The organism is Psychroflexus aurantiacus (assembly GCF_010820555.1).
Taxonomy (GTDB): Bacteria; Bacteroidota; Bacteroidia; order Flavobacteriales; family Flavobacteriaceae; genus Psychroflexus; species Psychroflexus aurantiacus.
Genome location: NZ_JAAIKD010000001.1, coordinates 53608 through 71553 on the forward strand (window position 1 = coordinate 53608; position 17946 = coordinate 71553).

General features: G+C 40.0%; 13 protein-coding genes and 2 tRNA genes. 11 read left to right on the forward strand and 4 right to left on the reverse strand.

Going from position 1 to position 17946, the window contains the following annotated elements; genetic code table 11:
• The first annotated feature begins 4 nt into the window (after positions 1–4).
• From G3567_RS00280 to G3567_RS00320, 9 genes are all read left to right on the forward strand, one after another.
• On the forward strand, positions 5–1144 hold the full coding sequence (locus tag G3567_RS00280; RefSeq protein ID WP_164003180.1) for a tetratricopeptide repeat protein: 1140 nt from the start codon (positions 5–7) through the stop codon (positions 1142–1144).
• 90 nt (positions 1145–1234) lie between these two features.
• Positions 1235–1840 (forward strand): TetR/AcrR family transcriptional regulator, encoded by a 606-nt coding sequence (locus tag G3567_RS00285; RefSeq protein ID WP_164003181.1) that lies wholly within the window; start codon positions 1235–1237, stop codon positions 1838–1840.
• Positions 1837–3204 carry a TolC family protein gene (locus G3567_RS00290; protein WP_164003182.1) on the forward strand — a complete coding sequence of 456 codons (1368 nt, stop codon included), beginning with the start codon at positions 1837–1839 and terminating at the stop codon, positions 3202–3204. The genes G3567_RS00285 and G3567_RS00290 overlap by 4 nt, the downstream gene beginning before the upstream one ends.
• Before the next feature lie 4 nt (positions 3205–3208).
• A complete protein-coding gene (locus G3567_RS00295) occupies positions 3209–4384 on the forward strand; it encodes an efflux RND transporter periplasmic adaptor subunit (RefSeq protein ID WP_164003183.1) in 1176 nt (391 codons plus the stop codon).
• A 3-nt stretch (positions 4385–4387) separates the two neighbouring features.
• Positions 4388–7852, forward strand: coding sequence for an efflux RND transporter permease subunit (locus tag G3567_RS00300; RefSeq protein WP_164003184.1), 3465 nt, complete (start codon positions 4388–4390; stop codon positions 7850–7852).
• 53 nt (positions 7853–7905) lie between these two features.
• Positions 7906–8202 carry a thioredoxin family protein gene (locus G3567_RS00305; protein WP_164003185.1) on the forward strand — a complete coding sequence of 99 codons (297 nt, stop codon included), beginning with the start codon at positions 7906–7908 and terminating at the stop codon, positions 8200–8202.
• Between the two features lie 101 nt (positions 8203–8303).
• Positions 8304–8387 (forward strand) — tRNA-Ser (locus tag G3567_RS00310).
• 58 nt (positions 8388–8445) lie between these two features.
• Positions 8446–8523, forward strand: a tRNA-Pro gene (locus tag G3567_RS00315).
• Positions 8524–8934: 411 nt separating this feature from the next.
• Positions 8935–10104 (forward strand): hypothetical protein, encoded by a 1170-nt coding sequence (locus G3567_RS00320; protein WP_164003186.1) that lies wholly within the window; start codon positions 8935–8937, stop codon positions 10102–10104.
• A 187-nt stretch (positions 10105–10291) separates the two neighbouring features.
• Here the strand turns inward: G3567_RS00320 and G3567_RS00325 are convergent, their stop codons facing one another.
• From G3567_RS00325 to G3567_RS00335, 3 genes are all read right to left on the reverse strand, one after another.
• Entirely contained in the window at positions 10292–12781 is a 2490-nt protein-coding gene (locus tag G3567_RS00325; RefSeq protein WP_164003187.1) for a zinc-dependent metalloprotease, read from the reverse strand.
• 142 nt (positions 12782–12923) lie between these two features.
• Positions 12924–13337: a DUF6691 family protein gene (locus G3567_RS00330; RefSeq protein WP_164003188.1), complete on the reverse strand. Its 414-nt coding sequence runs from the start codon at positions 13335–13337 to the stop codon at positions 12924–12926.
• Between the two features lie 3 nt (positions 13338–13340).
• Positions 13341–13895 carry a YeeE/YedE family protein gene (locus G3567_RS00335; RefSeq protein WP_164003189.1) on the reverse strand — a complete coding sequence of 185 codons (555 nt, stop codon included), beginning with the start codon at positions 13893–13895 and terminating at the stop codon, positions 13341–13343.
• Positions 13896–14036: 141 nt separating this feature from the next.
• On the opposite strand from G3567_RS00335, the gene G3567_RS00340 reads away from it, so the two are divergent.
• Together G3567_RS00340 and G3567_RS00345 are read left to right on the forward strand one after the other, a co-directional pair.
• Positions 14037–14675: a porin family protein gene (locus G3567_RS00340; RefSeq protein WP_164003190.1), complete on the forward strand. Its 639-nt coding sequence runs from the start codon at positions 14037–14039 to the stop codon at positions 14673–14675.
• A gap of 97 nt (positions 14676–14772) precedes the next feature.
• Positions 14773–16608 carry a T9SS type A sorting domain-containing protein gene (locus G3567_RS00345; protein WP_164003191.1) on the forward strand — a complete coding sequence of 612 codons (1836 nt, stop codon included), beginning with the start codon at positions 14773–14775 and terminating at the stop codon, positions 16606–16608.
• Here G3567_RS00345 and bioA read toward each other — a convergent pair.
• A complete protein-coding gene (bioA, locus tag G3567_RS00350; RefSeq protein ID WP_164003192.1) occupies positions 16605–17927 on the reverse strand; it encodes an adenosylmethionine--8-amino-7-oxononanoate transaminase in 1323 nt (440 codons plus the stop codon). The genes G3567_RS00345 and bioA overlap by 4 nt on opposite strands.
• Positions 17928–17946: the final 19 nt, after the last annotated feature.

Below are 17946 nucleotides of genomic sequence, written 5' to 3' on the forward strand. Positions count from 1 at the left end.
AACTATGGTCAAATTCATCTTGTTCATTGTGCACCTGGTTTTGGGTGCACAATTCATTTATGCTCAGGACCTCGACAGCTTATATGCTGTGGGTGAGTATTCTAGCATCTTAACCCATTTTGATAAATATCCACCCCTAAGTTTTGGGGATAAGATTTTAAAAGCCAAAAGCCTTCAGGCCAAAACATTTGATGAAGACGCCATCGCCAGTTATCATCTGTCGCTGGCAGATCGGGAGGATGAACCCCGGCATCAGTTTGCCTATGCCAGGCTACTAAAAAAAAATGCTTATTTTACAAAAGCGGATAGTTTACTCACTTTACTGCATTCCAGGTATCCTGAGAATGCGGAATTCGCCTATCAGCTGGGGCTTTGCAAAGCAGAGATCACAAAAAACTCAGCCGATATCTTTTATAAAAAAGCTCTAGACATCGACCCTACCCATCAGCAGGCTGCCTATGCACTTGCCGAGTTTTATTTTAAGATCAAAAGTTATGAGTTTGCTGAACAAGCGAGTTTAACCGCTTTAAGTTTTAATCCGAATAACAAAAAAATCATCGGCTTACTGGGTCAGATTTATTATAGGCAAAGGAAATCAAAACAGGCTTTAGAGCAGTTTGAGAAGCTTCAAAAGCTAACAAGTTTGCCGAAATTCGTGATAGAAAAAATGGCGATTGCCTATGCCAATACAAATCAGCTAAAGAAATCCATTGCAATGTATAAACGCCTGGTGAATATGGAACCCAAAAACTCCATGTACCATCATCAACTTGCAAGGGTTTTTGCCTTGCAGGAAAATTATGCTGGCGCAGAGAAACATGCTGAACTAGCCATCCGGTTGAAAGACACCAGCCTGGACGAAGAGCGTTTTACAAAAGCTTTGGCCCTAAAAAACCAGGACAAACTCGAAGAGGCCATGAAATTATTTGAACTTGTGATTGAGAAATCTCCTGAGTTCGAGAGGGCTTATGTAGAATTGGCGCTTACAGCAGACAGGTTTTATGAAGGCCTGGACAGGAAACTGCACTACTACGAAATTTATGAAGCTCAGTTTGCTGATATTGAGAACACCTCCTTTAAGAACTTGATGTACAGACGACTTACCGACTTAAGAAGAGAAAAACACTTCTCTTCCGGCAAATAAAGAAATAAACTTTTCCAAAGTTAAATTAAAGTGAAACTTTGGAAACTTTTATTGTATTAAAAGTTTCCGTACTTAATTTTGTCGCTTGAAATGAGAGAGGATATTCTACATAAGGCGGGCGATTTATTTTTGGAATTCGGTTTCAAAAGCGTCACTATGGACCACCTGGCCCGGGAGCTTGGCGTGTCCAAAAAAACCATTTACGAATATTTCACCAATAAGTCAAACCTGGTTGAGCAGGTTGCCTACTTCATCCGCGACCGCATTCATGCCGAAATTGATTTGGTTCAGTTGAAAAATCTTGATCCCATCGAAGAGATGATAGAGATCAAGCGCGTCGTGATGAAACGCCTTAAAAACGAAAAAACCTCTCCACAGTTTCAGTTTCAGAGATACTATCCTAAGATTTACGCTAAAATGCGAGAGTCTCAAGTTTGTAAAATGGAAGACTGCATTGGCAAAAATATTGAACGGGGCGTTGACGAAGGTTATTACAGGAAAGACATTCATAAGGTGTTTACCTGTAGAATTTATATTGCCGGCATGCTCAATTTGAAAGATGAAGAACTCTTCAAAGACAGCCACCTTAGCCCTAAAGAACTTTACGAAGAATTTTTAAAATACCATCTGCGCAGCATTGTAGATGCCAAAGGGCTACAACGCCTTATCGAACTCGAAAAACATTTGCTAGAATGAGAACATTGATTTTAGGTTTACTTCTATGTACCTTTTTAGGGCTATCTGCACAACAGGCAGAACCACCCAAAAGCTATGAATTTACGCTTCAGCAAGCGATAGATTTTGCCATTGACAGCAGTTATGCGACCATCAATGCCAGACGCGATGTCGCTATTGCGCTTAAGCAAAAATGGGAAACCACAGCTGACGGTCTCCCGCAAATTGATGGTGCGGTAAATTATGAATATAATGCCATCATAAGACAAACTCCACTTCCCGGTGAGATCGTTGGTGGCGAACCGGGGACCTTCGTGCCCGTTCAGTTCTCTCCAAGGCAAAACATGAATGCTTCCGTCACCTTGAATCAGTTGATTTTTGATGGATCGTACATCGTTGCTTTGCAGGCCGCTAAAACCTTTCTGCAGTATTCAGATAATGCAGAGACGCGCACAAAACTGGAGGTCAGGAAAGACGTGGTGAGTGCTTACGGCAATGTGCTGCTCACTCAAAATTCCATAAACATCATTGAAAACAACCTGAAAACTGCTAAAGAGAATCTGTACGAAACGCGTAAGATTTATGAAAATGGCTTAGCTGAAGAAGAGGATGTAGAGCAGTTACAAATCACTTATCAGCAGTTACAAAGTCAGTTGAACAATGCTCAGCGTATGAGCGCTATTTCTAAGGAAAGTCTGAACATGGTTCTGGGCTTACCCGTTTCAACTGAAGTGATTTTGTTGGAAGATTTGGAGAATTTAGCCAATAGAGAAGTTCTGGAAGCTGAGGTCTTAGCCGATGAGCTTCAAATAGAGAATACCATTCAATTTAAAATCGCCGACAATCTGGTAAAACAACGGGAACTGGAAATGAAGCTTGAAAAAAGCAAAGCCTTGCCCAGTCTTTCCGCTTTCGCTAACTACGGACAAACCAGTTTTGGTGATGATTTTGAATTCTTTTCTTCCCGAGCAGAATGGTTTGAATTTTCAACCATCGGTGTAAGTCTGAATGTTCCTATTTTCAGTTCGCTTCAGCGGAGTGCCAGAACACAAAAGGCAAAAATTGAAATGAAGAAGGCGGAAACTCAGAAAACCCAGGCGATCAACCAGATCAAGCTTCAGCTAAATTCGGCTAAGAGCAATTTTGAATTTGCTGTCGATAACTACGAGTTATCCAAGAAAAATTTAGCCCTAGCCGAGCGCATAGAATATAAAAACCAGATCAAATTTAAAGAAGGTGTGTCTTCCAGTTTTGAGCTAAGACAGGCGCAGCAACAGCTTTACGCTGCACAAAACGAACTACTACAATCCATGCTGGATATCATTAATTCTAAAGCAGAAATCGAAAAAATCATCAATACTCCGTTTACAAATTTTGAAAAATAGACTCATGAAATATCTGAATTATCTACCCATTTTTTCCCTGTTCTTTTTGATGTCTTGTGGCCCCCAGGAAAAATCAGTTGAAGAAGTCCTTGAAAATGGAACGCAGGCTGAAATCGAGCAAAAGCGAAAAGCATTGAACACAACTCTGCTTGAACTGAAAAATAAGATCAAAACATTAGATGACAAATTATCTGAATTTGAAAAGGATTACGCTTATGCTTTGGTAGAGGCGAGGGAATTACAGCCCAGAACGTTTAAGCATTATATCAAAATACTAGGAGAAGCGACAACTGATGAAAATATTTTGATTTACCCGGAATTCTCCGGAAATCTTCAGGACATTTACATCAGCGAAGGCCAGGAAGTCAAAAAAGGGCAAAAATTAGCTAAAATTGACGATGGCGGGGTTTCCAATCAATTAGCAGAGTTGAAAGCTCGTCGAGATTTGGCTAAAACCCGCTTTGAAAGACAAAAACGCCTTTGGGACCAGAATATAGGTTCTGAAATTCAGTTTTTAGAAGCTGAAACCGCTTATGAGCAACTCAATAATTCTGTAAAACAGGTAGAAAGCCAGCTTAAAAAATCAGTTATTTATGCTCCTTTCAATGGGAAAATTGATGAGATCATCACCGATCAGGGGCAGGTGGTTTCTCCAGGGCAAACGCCTATTTTCAGAATTTTGAATTTAGGTAAAATGTATATCAGTGCAAATGTGCCTGAAAATTATGTGGGGAGTATAGAGGTAGGGAGTGAAGCTATGGTTTCTTTTGGAGCTATCAACAAAACCTTTAAGAGTGAAGTGGTGCAAGTCTCCAGTAATATTTCACAAAACAACAGAAACTTCAGAGTAAAGGTAGCTATTCCAGACAGCATCGAATTCGTAAAGCCCAACCTCATTGCCACTATAGAAATAAACAATTACAAAACAAGCGGAGCTATCGTTATTCCTGAGGATATTCTCAGAGAAAACGCCCAGGGACAAGCCTTTACATTCGCACTCGCTATGGAAAATGATAGTCTGGGTGTTGCCCAGTTCAGAGAATTGAAACTCGGCAAACGCTATGAGGGTGAGATTGAAGTCCTGGAGGGCTTGAAGGCTTCAGACATCATCGTTACTGAAGGCGCAAGAACGATTAAGAAAGGAGAAAAAGTCAAAGTTTTAAACTTTCAAAAGAACTAATTAATGGCAAAGAAAAACACCTATAAAGAATTTGGCATCTCCTCCTGGGCAATAGACAATAAAATGACGGTTTATGTCATTATTGCTATCATTTTATTTGGAGGTATCATGGCTTATTACAATATGCCGAGAGAAGACTTCCCCGAAGTTGTAGAAACCAAAATATACATAAGTTCTGTACAGCCAGGGACTTCAGTTGAAGATATAGAGAAGTTCATCACAGAACCCCTGGAAGAAGAGTTTAAGGATGTAAAAGGGGTAAGAGAAATCACCTCCTCGACCATGCAGGACTATTCCATGGTCATTGTGGAGTTTGAAGAGGATGTAGAGGTCCAGACTGCAAAGCAACTTATCAAAGACAAGGTAGACCAGGTCAAATCTGAAACCACCTGGCCTACCTTAGATAATGGTGCCAAGGTAGAACCCAATGTCTTTGACCTTAATCTTTCGGAAGAGATTCCTATTTTAAATATCAGTTTTACAGGGAATTTCAACAAACAGCAATTAAAGGATTACGCCGAGCATCTTCAGGATAAAATTGAACTTCTACCTCAGATTAAAGAAGCCAGAATACGAGGGATAGACGATAAGGAAGTAGAAGTGGCTGTGGACATTTACAAAATGTCTGCTATGCAGGTTAGCTTCAATGATGTTATAACCGCCATCCGAAATGAAAATAAAAATATTTCTGGCGGTAGTATTATATCCCAGGGTATTGAAAAAACAATACGGGTTTTGGGGGAAATAGAATCTCCCGATGAACTCAACAACATCGTCATCAAAAATGACGGTGGTGAAGTCTATCTAAAAGATGTGGCTGATATAAATTTCCATACCAAAGATCCATCAACCTTTGCCAGAAATTACGGGGAACCTGTTGTGATGCTCGACATCAAAAAAAGGTCCGGCAAAAATATGATTGAGGCCATAGAAGAAATCAAAACTATTGTGGATAAGGAGAGGGCGTCCTATTATCCAGATAATTTGAACATCAGCCTATCCAACGATCAATCCATCAAAACCGAAAATCAGGTCAATGACCTGGTGAATAATATCATCTTTGGTGTTCTGCTTGTTATCATTGTATTGATGTTCTTCCTGGGTCTTAGAAATGCCCTTTTTGTGGGCGTAGCCATACCCATGTCAATGCTTTTATCGCTTATTATTTTATCAAGCTTAGGTTTTACATTGAATACAATGGTACTCTTTGGACTGGTGATGGGACTTGGTATGCTGGTAGACAATGGCATTGTAGTGGTAGAAAACGTCTATTCTCTCATGGACCAGGGCATGAGCAGAACGGCTGCAGCAAAGCAAGGCATCGGAGAAATCGCCTGGCCTATTATTGCTTCAACAGCAACCACTTTAGCGGCTTTCTTTCCTCTGGGACTATGGCCGGGAACCATTGGCAAATTCATGATTTATTTTCCCATCACCCTCTCTGTAGTGCTCGGCTCTTCTCTTTTTGTTGCTTTGGTGATCAACGCCATGCTGACTTCAGAATTTATGAAAGTAAAAGAAAATAAACTGAAAGATAAACAGGTGATTCGCTGGAGTTTGATTTTGCTGATTATTGGTATTTCTTCCTTAATTGCCGGTTTTGCCTTGGATATTGGGGTGTTAAGAGGTGTGGGGAACCTGGCTATTTTAGCTTCGATTTTGCTTTGGGTTTATAAGCTATTTCTGCTTAAAGCCATTTATTTTTTTCAATTCAGATCGCTTAAAAGATTAGAAAATTTCTATGAAAAATCATTAAAATATGCCCTTCGCAAACGAAATGCTTATCTGTTTTTTTTCGGAACCCTGGGAATTTTGATTCTATCCTTTGCTTTGGTGGCTGTCGTTCAGCCTAAAGTGTTATTCTTTCCTGAAAATCAGCCCAATCAAATCATGGCTTATATCGAATATCCTGAAGGCACTAATATTCATAAAACCAATGCCCTAACCAAAAAAGTGGAAGAGCGTGTTTTTGAAGTTATCAAAAAATATGAAGATGAAGACGGTTACAACTTCATGGTGGAATCTGCTATTTCCCAGGTGGGAAAAGGTGCTGGAAACCCTATGAACAGTATCGGCCAGGTTAATGATATGCCCAATCGAGGTAAGGTCACCTTGTCTATGCGTGAATTCAAACTGAGAAGGGGTGTGAAAAGCAGCAAGGTTTTGGGGGAAGTTCGTGATGCCGTTAAAGGATTTCCCGGGGTTTCCATTATTGCAGAAAAAGACCAGGCTGGACCTCCTTCAGGCTACCCTATCAATATTGAACTCAAAGGAGAGGACTATAATCTTATGCTGGCAGAAGCTAAGCGTATGTCCGAATTCATTAATGAAACGGGCATAGAAGGAATTGAAGAACTGAAAATTGATGTCAATAAATCAAAGCCGGAACTGGACGTGGTGGTCGATAAATTAAAGGCAGGAAAACTAGGAATCTCTTCTGCCCAGGTGGGACAGGTGATCAGAAGATCTGTATTTGGAGAAGAGGCTTCAACCTATAAAGCCAATGAAGAAGATTATCAAATCAATGTCAGATTTAATGAAGAATTGAGGTACGATGAGAATGCGATTTTCAACCAGCCTGTCACCTTTAGGAATACTAAAGGGCAAATTATACAGGTACCTATTTCTGCTTTAGTAAAAACTCAACCCGCTTCAACCTTTTCTGCCATCAAGAGAAAAGACCTGAAGCGTGTCATTACCATTTATTCCAACGTGCTTGGGGGTTACAATGGTAACGAAATCGTAAGTCAGCTGGAACAGGAACTAAAGTATTTCGATTTGGAAGAAAGTATCGGTTATAAATTTACGGGTGAACAGGAAAAACAGGATGAGAATTTAAACTTTTTAATCAAAGCGCTTTTGCTAGCTATTGGTGGAATTCTGCTAATCCTTGTGGCGCAGTTCAATTCCATTTCGAAGCCTATCATCATCTTAATGGCCGTAGTCTTAAGTCTGGGTGGCGTGTTTTTTGGCCTGAGCATTTTTCAAATGGATTTTGTCATCATTATGACGATGATGGGTATTATTTCACTGGCAGGAATTGTCGTCAATAACGCTATTGTGCTGGTCGATTATACTCAGATTTTAATCGATCGCCGAAAGGAAAAACTGGATATGGAAGATGATGAAATGCTGACCAGGCAGCAGTATTTTGAGGAAATCGTTGCCGGAGGAAAGTCTCGTCTTCGTCCGGTTTTGCTTACGGCAATCACCACCGTATTGGGATTGATTCCGCTGGCAGTCGGTTTAAATGTTGATTTTTTCGGACTCTTTATAAATTATGCGCCCGATATTTATATCGGTGGAGACAATGTTATTTTCTGGGGACCCCTGGCCTGGACTGTTATCTTTGGGTTAATTTTCGCGACCTTCTTAACCCTGATCGTCGTTCCGGTTATGTTCTATTTGGTGACTCGCGCTAAATTAAAATTCAAAAAACAACCCGAAACCACCAGTGTCTCGTCCTAAAAGATTTGGTAAATGTCTTATTTTGAATTAATTTTAAATAAAATCAATCACAGATGACCAAATTTGGTGAACTTATTGATGAGCAAAAACCGATATTGCTCAACTTCTTTGCAGACTGGAGTGAGGATTGTGAAAATATTCACGATCAGCTTAAAGATGTCAGTGCTGCTGTAGGAGATAAAGCCAAGCTTATAAAAATTGATGCTGAAAAGAATGCTCAGTTGGTTGAAGCTTTAAAGGTTAAAAAACTCCCGACTTATATGCTTTACAAAGGAGGTGAAATGGTATGGAGACAAAGCGGAAAGCTCGAAGCTAACGATCTTATCATCCTCCTCGAAGACAATTCCTGAAGCGAACTAAAGAAACTTCAAAATAATCTGTTTTAGCTTTGTCAAAATCAAAAATGGACTTATATTTGCAACCGCAAAACGCGCAAGTTCTTAAAAACATTGGAGAGGTGGCAGAGTGGTAATGCAGCAGATTGCTAATCTGTCGACGGTTAAACGTCGCCAGGGTTCGAGTCCCTGTCTCTCCGCTGATACATTAGATGAAGCGAGACCCATCTAGATCTATATAAAACTAATTACACCACTCGGGGTGTAGCGTAGCCCGGTCATCGCGCCTGCTTTGGGAGCAGGAGGTCGCAGGTTCGAATCCTGCCACCCCGACCAAGAAAAGCCAGTAATCTTTTGATTACTGGCTTTTTTAGTTATGAAATTTTGAAAGTGATAACTTTCATAAATAGAATAGCTAAAAAAGGTATAAGCACCGATAGGTGCTGGCTTTTCCTGAGCAACACCCCCTACTCAGGATCACCGACCAAAGGGAGGTAATTCTGCTTCTAAAAGCTACTTAACTCCAATCATCAACTCAAAAGTAATTTCAACATATACATGGAGAGCGAAGATTCCTCCGAAGTCTCGGAGCTGTCAATCTTTTTATTTCTTTGTCCTAAGCGGGATGTATCATGTTACTCTTCAGGTACATTTCATTTTAAAAAACACAAAACACTGATTATCATAAACTTATAATTTGTGGCACAACCTTTGGTCTTAGGTCTTCATAACCTTAAAACCAATGTCATGAAACGATTATTTATTTTACTCGTAGGATTTGTTTTTTTCGCCACATCTGTTTGGGCAAATCATTCAGGTTATGAAACTAACTCGAGATCCAATAATAGAAACTTCAATCAAAATCAGCCCTTTATTTTTATGGAAAATGGAATTGAATTTTCTGTTTTTGCTGATGGTCAGTTTGATTTTTTTATCCCCGGTTACGGCCCAAATGTATCTGTTGGATTTGACATCGCGAATGTAAATTTTAGTTTCAATTCTGGTTATAATTATAATCCTTACATTCAGTATGACGATTATGGGGCTATTATACAGATACAAAATACGCCTGTCTTCTACGACTATTACGGGCGTATACATCAAATAGGAAATATACTAATCGACTACAATACCTACGGCTTGGTAAGTAGAATTGGAGGTTTACAACTGTTTTACAGAAACCATAGGTTTTGGAGACAAAGCGGATTTATAAATCATTCGAACAGGAGGTATGTCAGAAGACCCTGGCACAGGTATTATGCCATGCCTGTTGCTCAGTTCAGTTTGGTAAGCTTTCAGCCCTACAGACAGTTCTACAGCCCTGTAAGACATATTTACTACAGACCTTACGCCAACAACCATAGAGATTTTAATTTGAATAGAAGACATTCAAATGCAACCTACAGATCTCAAAATACGAGATCGCAAAGATATGCGCAGGCACCGAGAAACAGCAGGGAAGAAAATATCAGGTCTAATGTTGAAAGGCATCACAGGGTCATTCAGGAAACCAGAAATTCCAGGAGGCCTCAAGTAAACCGCTCTACCGAAAGACATTCCAGATCAGTTTCAAAGGACTTGGACAGAACCCGGAGAGAGGAAACGCTAAGGACAAATAGAACAGCTCGGGTAGCAGATCCTGTAAGCAGGAGGAATCAGGTTTCCAGCCAGAGGAATAGAAATACAAATCAAAGAAGTGTATCTCAGAACTCCAGAAGAACGGAACAGCCTGGAATCAGGAACAGAAATGAGGTTTCCGGAAGGACCACGACTAGAAACCCTCAGGTAGATAGAAGAGAAACTAAAAGAAAGTCTGTCCAGACCAAAGCCTCGCCAATCTACAGAAACGCCTCTAAAGCACAAAGAAGTCCTAGATCTAAAGGCAATGCCCGAGGACAGAGGTCGAGAAATCAATAAAACTAAATCTAAAACTCAGTGATTTACCCCTTTTTGGAACATTCCAAAAAGGGGTTTTTTGTTTTAGATAAGCTTCTTATTTTAAGCTCAAATGCATCCCAGAGTGGTTACCATGTCTAAACCTATGCAATAAAAAAACCACCTGCCTGAGGCAGATGGTTTTCGTTTTAATGAAGGCGTCTAAATGTTAGGCGTCGGGATTGAGAATTTTTTCAATTCTTTCCACACCATCTTGAAGATGATACCTGGTCATTGTATCTCTTGTTCTGTTTATCGCTCTTCTCATATCGCTTTGCAGATTATTCAATTCTGCTCTTACAAGCGGTCTTATATCACTTGTTTCGACATCGATATTACTTCTGCTGATATATCTTCTGTATTGAGCAGGTATATTAGACTGCTTTTCTGTCATCAAATGTTCCATTCTGGAAAGATATACGCGTTGAAGATTTCTTCGGATTCTGCTTATTTCTGCACCAGTTCTCAATTCACTAAAAAGACCCGTTCTAAGCTCTTCCATCATTTCCACAATGGTATAAGCGTCTTCGTTTAGTTCTTCGTTTTCCATCATTCTGGCAAAACGACCAAAGTCTAGTACATTATTTAAAGCTCTTTCCTGGTAAGATTTGATTTTCTCCAAATACCCGTCAAATTGAATTTTGTTGAAAATATCCTGGTCTATCAACCACTCTGGTGTTTGGAAAAGTTCTTCCTGAAGAAACTCCATGGCTCTTACCTGCTTATCTCGGGGAACATGCGTGTAAACAGCTCCTTCCTGATTATAGGTTTTATAGATTTCGTAAACTCCACCTATGTTGGCGGCAACATGACCCATGTATCGGTTGTACTGTCCGTAAACCTGGTCATACAAGTCTTCGAGATCTTCATAGTTTTTGCCATCTTCAGCGGTCCACTCAATCAGATTTGGAACAATTCTCTTCAGGTTAGCGATACCGTAGGTACTGGCTTCCATGGAGTCATCTCCAAGATCTTCGGTTTGAGAACTTGGATCGATCACACCTCCAGACTGCTGCTGACCAAATCTGTAAACAGGATCACCTGCTTTTTCCAGAATCCATTCATCCAAAATTTGTTTTTCTTCTTCAGGGGTTTTATCTAAAATTGGTCTATAACCCCAGGCGATAGAGTATTTATCGTAGGGACCAACATTGGGCATCAGCGACACATCGCCATCTCCAGGCTGTGCGATATAATTAAATCGCGCGTAATCCATGATAGATGGAGCTGTTCCATTCTTTTTGGTGAATTCCGGATCTCTAAGATCTTCTACATCGTAAGCAACACTGCTTCCCATATTATGCGGCAAACCAAGTGTATGTCCAACTTCGTGAGAAGAAACGAAACGGATTAAACGACCCATGACCTCATCTTTAAATTCCACACCTCTTGCTTCAGGATTGATAGCAGCAGTTTGTACAAAATACCAGTTGCGCAATAAGGTCATGACATTATGATACCAGTTGATATCTGATTCTAAAATTTCACCGGAACGCGGGTCACTCACGTGAGGTCCGTTGGCGTTTGGAATGGGAGAAGCCAGGTATCTTACCACTGAATATCTAATATCTTCCGGACTCCAGTCTGGATCTTCTTCTTGAGTAGGAGGATCCATGGCTAAAATAGCATTTTTGAAGCCTGCTGCTTCAAAAGCTACCTGCCAGTCTTCGATACCCTGCTTGATGTATTTTCTCCATTTTTTAGGAGTAGCTCTATCGATATAATAAATGATGGGCTCTTTTGGCTCTACCAATTCCCCTCTTTTAAATTTCTCAATATCTTCATCTTTAACTTCAAGACGGTAACGGTCTAAATACGTTACTGTTTCCGACTTTTGATTATCAAGTCCATAATCCAGTTGTCTGCTTGTAAACCAGCCTACACGCTGATCAAAATAACGTCTTTTCATTGGCACTTTAGGTAAAAGCACCATAGAATTACTGAACTTCAGAGATACAGAACCCGTACTGGAATTTGAAGGAGGATCTCCCGCATTATAGGTTTTTACGTGTCTTATTTCAATGTTCTCGGGATAACTTCTTATGGTATCTATATAAGAACGGCTGTCATCCAGACGTGAGATTTTATAAGGCTTTTTTCTTCTGCTCTGAAGACCAATCGCCTCTACATCTTTTTGAAATAAATCTGTAACGTTTATAACGGTATTGTTGTGAATAGAGTCTTTTTTATAGGCTTTGACATCAAACGAATATAAAATCGGCTCAAAATTAGAGTTGACTACGGCCTGATTTATAGGCAAAGAATCTGCAGCTGCAATGTCATAGGACACTACTCTAAGATAAACTTTATCGCCTTTTTTCTGCCAGCGTAAAACCTGTTCGTTTTGCTTGCCTCCGCCAAAACCAATGCCCTGAGCTGTCTGAGCAATACGAGTTACCATCAGCATTTCTCTGTTGAAAAGAGAATCTGGAATCTCAAAGAAATAATCCTCATCAACTTTATGAACTTTGAATAAGCCCTCGTCTGATTTGGCTTTGCTGGTTATAATTTTGCCATAAGGTTTTATTCCGTTTTTGGATTCCTTTTTAGGGGCCTGGGCAGTCGATTTATCATCTTTTTTCCCTTGAAGAATGGAACATGATGACATCGAAACTACCATCCCTGCTACGAACGTGAAGTAAAGTAACTTTTTGATCATAATGAATTATCGTTTTAAAACAATTGAAATTATCCAATTGCGATTTAAACTAAGACAGAAAAAGGGGGCAATGGTTTAATTTAAGACCTAAAAAAAAGCTCTATGTCCATAGAGCTTTTAAAATTCTTTTACCGCTTTCGGCTTAATGAGGCAATTTATGTCTAAGAAGACCATAGACAAAAGTTCCTAAAAGCGCCCCAAAAATAACTATCAAAATGGAGGCATAGCCGGCTCCCATTAGCACATACATGGGACCGGGACATGCCCCGGCAAGTGCCCAGCCTAAACCAAATAAAATTCCACCAAATAGATAGCGAGATATACCCTTTTCCTTGGGTTTCAATTTCATGTCCTGACCACCCAGGGCTTTAATATTATTTCGCTTGATCACCTGGATTCCAATAACACCAAGAAAAAGAGCCGAACCTATAATGCCATACATGTGAAAAGAACCAAACTCAAACATTTCAAAAATTCTGAACCAGGAGGCTGCTTCCGACTTGTACATGACGATTCCAAAAAAAATTCCTATAACTAAGTAAACTAAGGTTTTCATATTTTAAAAGATTAAAGGGTATATAAAATTAATCATGATCAGACCTCCAATAAAAAACCCGATAACCGCGATTAAAGAAGGTAACTGAAGATTGCTCAATCCCGATATGGCATGTCCCGAGGTACACCCCCCGGCATATCTGGCCCCAAATCCGACAAAAAAACCACCAACAAGCAAAATGGCTAGTATTTTAGGGTCGCTTAAACTTTCTGTTCCGAAGATTTCAGTTGGCATATAAGCCTCCCCTGCACTGGTAATGCCATAGCTCTCAAGTTGTTTTGAAACCTCCGGATTTATTTCCACCGTATTCCCTGAAAAGTAATTCGCTGATAAAAACCCGCCGATAACCGCTCCTAAAACAACGATCAGATTCCAGCGTTCTTTCTTCCAGTCGAATTTAAAGAAGTCTGAAGCCCTACCTGCGCCTCCCATAGAACAGGCGGTTCTTAAATTGGAAGACATCCCAAATTGTTTTCCTGCAAAGAGCAAAGCAAACATAACCAAGGCAATAAGAGGGCCTGAAACATACCAGGGCCAGGGCTTTATAATCCATTCCATAATTTAAAATTTTATGCAAATTAAACCTTTATGCCATGATTTGAATGTAACAATAGTTACTAATTACCTGACAAGGTTAAAATTGAATTAAGGAGACTTTCAAAGCCTTTAAAAAGGCTACTTTTATTCAAAATTTACACCATGAAACTCACTTATATCGTACTTGCCGTTTTTTTTATAGGTTCAATAACCACATTAAATGCTCAACAGGAGTATTTTGAATATGGATTTAAAGGAGGCGTCAATATAGCTCAAATGACCGGGGACGTCCCCGCCAGTTATGAGTCCAGAACCTCTATGAAAATTGGTGCGTTCGGGATTTATAAAATCCTGCCAAAATTAGGTATTCAGGCAGAATTGCTTTATTCTGAACAGGGTTTTTCAAACGAACCTGTTCCTGAAACCATCGCCATAGAAAAAATCGAAGAACTCTTAAGGATGCAGTACGTCAACCTGCCCGTTCTAGCCAGTTACAACCTTGTAGAAAACCTGTGGCTGGAAGGGGGTATGCAAGTTGGTTATTTGGTGAAAGCTGTTGAAGACAGAGAAGAAGTGAGATTGATTAACCAAGGTGAAGTGACTAGTGAAACGACGTCCACAGCAAAAACGGACAACTATGAGCGAATAGATTTTGGACTTGCCGGAGGTTTACGCTATAAACTCAGCCAGAATTTTATGGTGCAGGCAAGATTTCACCAAAGCCTGAATGACGTTGACAAAAGCAGTGAGGGAGATCAATACCACAGGGTTTATAGCTTTTCGATAGGCTATGTATTTTAGATAACCGGCTTTAAACCAAAGTTAGCTTTCTCAAGTGTTAGCTTTTTTTTATCACCCTTGCAAATTTCAGTACCGCAATTTTTCATAAATTTGTAATATGAAAAAGATTTCAGCATTACTTATTTTCACATTAGTATCAAACGTTTTGTGGTCACAGGTTTTTATAGCTGAAAACCCAAACATGAGGGTAACTCTAAAAAATGATGTTGATCTTTCTGTTGCTGGAGATATCACCAACAACGACAGCATTTACGGAACAGGATTTCTTGAGCTCATACAAGCTCAATCCCAATTTGTTTCAGGAAACGGAATTATAGAAAAATTTAGGGTTAATAAAACCGGTGGACAAGCCGAAATAACCGGGGGTCATCAGGACGTGTTCAGGTTATTCGAAATTCACGGTGGAACTTTTATTCCAAACGCACGTCTGACTCTAAAAAGCGTGGACTCTCTTACCGCTCAAATCGGTCAAAATACCGGAGGAAGTATCACCGGTGATTTTGTTATAGAACGCTTCATCCCGAGATCCAACAGGGCTTTTCGCTATATGTCTTCTCCTGTTTCCACATCAGGGACTGTAAAAGCCAATTTGCAGGAAGGCGTTAATAATACGGGTTACAGCTTTCCTGAAGATAACAAAAATCCCAACCCAGGTTACGGAACACACATTACCGGATCATCAGCAGGCAATAATGGCTTTGATGCTACGCAAACCGGAAATCCTGGTATGTATTTCTGGAATGCAACCTCTCAATCCTATACCATCATCCCGAATACGGATAATACCCAATTAAGCAAAGGACAAAGTTTTCCTCTTTTTATCCGTGGAAGTCGGGCAACCAATCTCAATCAATCTAATTTAAAGGTCGGTCCAGAAACAACACTAAGACTGACGGGCAATCCAAGCATTTTAAATTTCTCCAAAAGCATTTCTTTGGAAATAGACAATAGCTATTTGTTATTAGGCAACCCCTATCACGGGGCTATAGATGCCAATTCTTTTTTCGCTGATCAATCGAACTTGAGTCCCAATTTTATATATGTTTACGACCCTACACTCAATGAATTTGGTGGTAATGTGACAGTAGAATTACCGGAAGGGATTAATGCTCAGGGCTCCGATGCCAATCAATTTATACAGGCCTGGCAATCGGTCTTTGTGAAAGCCTCGAACACTGGAACGACTACATTAGATTTAACTTTTTCCGAAACCCATAAGACTATTTCTGAATCTCAGCTTGTAATTTTCAAAACGAATACAGGATCCAGAATTAATCTCAGATTATTAGCCGACAATAATCAAATCGATGGGGTGAGCATAAAGTTTATTCACGGAGCAAATTCAGAAATAGATGATAGAGATGCTGATAAACTCCCAAACACGGGTGAATCCCTTTCCATATACTCCAATAATACAAACTTAAGTATTGAGGAAAGAGATTATCCGCAATCCATAGATACAACGCTTATACGATTAGTAAATAAAAACAGAAATCAGTATCAGTTTAAGATTGATGGCACAAATTTTTCTGAAATCAACGCCATTTTTAAAGATTTTTACCTGGATGAAGAATATCCTCTGGAAGACAATAAAGAGCTCGTGGTTGACTATCAGGTTGCAGAGGGAGAACCTGATATGAGGTTTGGATTTATTTATAATTCTGAAAGTTTATCGTCTGAAGAATTTGCAAGCAGAACCTTTAAAGTTTATCCCAATCCCGCTCAGGATGTTTTAAACATTGAGACTGTAAGCACCTCTTCTCAGAAACTGGAATTTGAAATTTACTCGCTTTTAGGACAAAAAGTTGCTCGAGGTAGTTTTGAAGATAAACTCTCTAATTATGATATCTCTTCGCTTTCGACAGGGGTGTATTTAATTGTCATTTCTGATGATAATAATCTGAAAGAAACCCTGAAGCTTATTAAAACTTAGGCCTGCTTCTCTTTTAAATCATCGAGATAATCTTCAATTGCCGCGTAAATTTTAGCCAACTGGGCTTCGGTAATTACATAAGGCGGCAGGATATAAATGGTTTTCCCCAGCGGTCTTAAAAAGATGCCCTTACTCATAAAGTACTGAAACATCTTATCTCTTGCATTCCCATAGCGCTCCATCTCTATATCCACATCCATAGCCAAAATCACCCCGATTTGTCTTACTTCCCGGATGCGTGTGTGCTTTCGCATTTTGTCTGCAAACAACTGATTGAGACTCATGATGTTTTTAATGGCTCCCTGTATTTCCGGGGATTGCAGCAGCTCCAAACCGGCAATGGCAGCTGCACAAGCCAGTGGATTTCCCGTGTAGGTATGACCGTGAAACAGGCCTTTGGAAACCTCATCGGCATAAAAGGCTTTATAAATCTTTTTGGTACAGCTTGTGATGCCCATGCCAACCATTCCAGCGGATAGCGCTTTACTAAGACACATGACATCGGGCTTTTCAGCTAAATAATCAGAAGCGAAATGTTTTCCCGTTTTTCCGAAACCCGTCATCACCTCATCAGCAATGCAAATCACCTGATTGGCCTTGCAAATCTTCAAGATGTCATTAAGCCCATTGAGATCATAAGTTTGCATGGCTGCAGCGCCCTGCACCAAGGGCTCATAAATAAATCCTGCGACAGCATTTTCCCTCAAAATCGCTTTCAGCTGAGCAACAACTTCCGCATTGTTGAGTCCGTTGGGTTTTGGAAGCCTTTTCACTTCTATAAAATGATCTTCGAAAGCCCCGTTGTAAACCGACAAACCCGAAACAGACATCGCCCCAAAGGTGTCGCCGTGAAATCCATCCTCCAAGGCTAGCATTACTTTTCTATCATTTTTGAGATTGTGATGATACTGCAAGGCCATCTTGATACCGATTTCAGTTGCTGTGGAACCATTGTCATTAAAAAAAAGTTTGTCTTGATTCTTAGGCAGAATTTCCATCAGCTTTTCAGACAACTCCACAGCAGGCTCATGTGTGAATCCGCTAAATACGACCTGATCCAGGGTTTCCATCTGGGTTTTCACCTTTTTGATAATGTGCGGATGACAATGCCCATACATACTCGTATACCAGGAGGCGATTGCATCGATGTAGGTTTTTCCAGATTCGTCTTTCAATAAAGCGCCCTTAGCCGATTTGATAGCCAAAAGCTCAGGATTCAGTTTGTGCTGGGTAAGCGGATGCCAGATATGCTTCTGGTCTCGCCTGGAAATAGAAGGGGTGGTGAAAGGTAAAGAAATATGTTTGCCAAAAAGTTTCATGTGCTCGTATTTATAACAA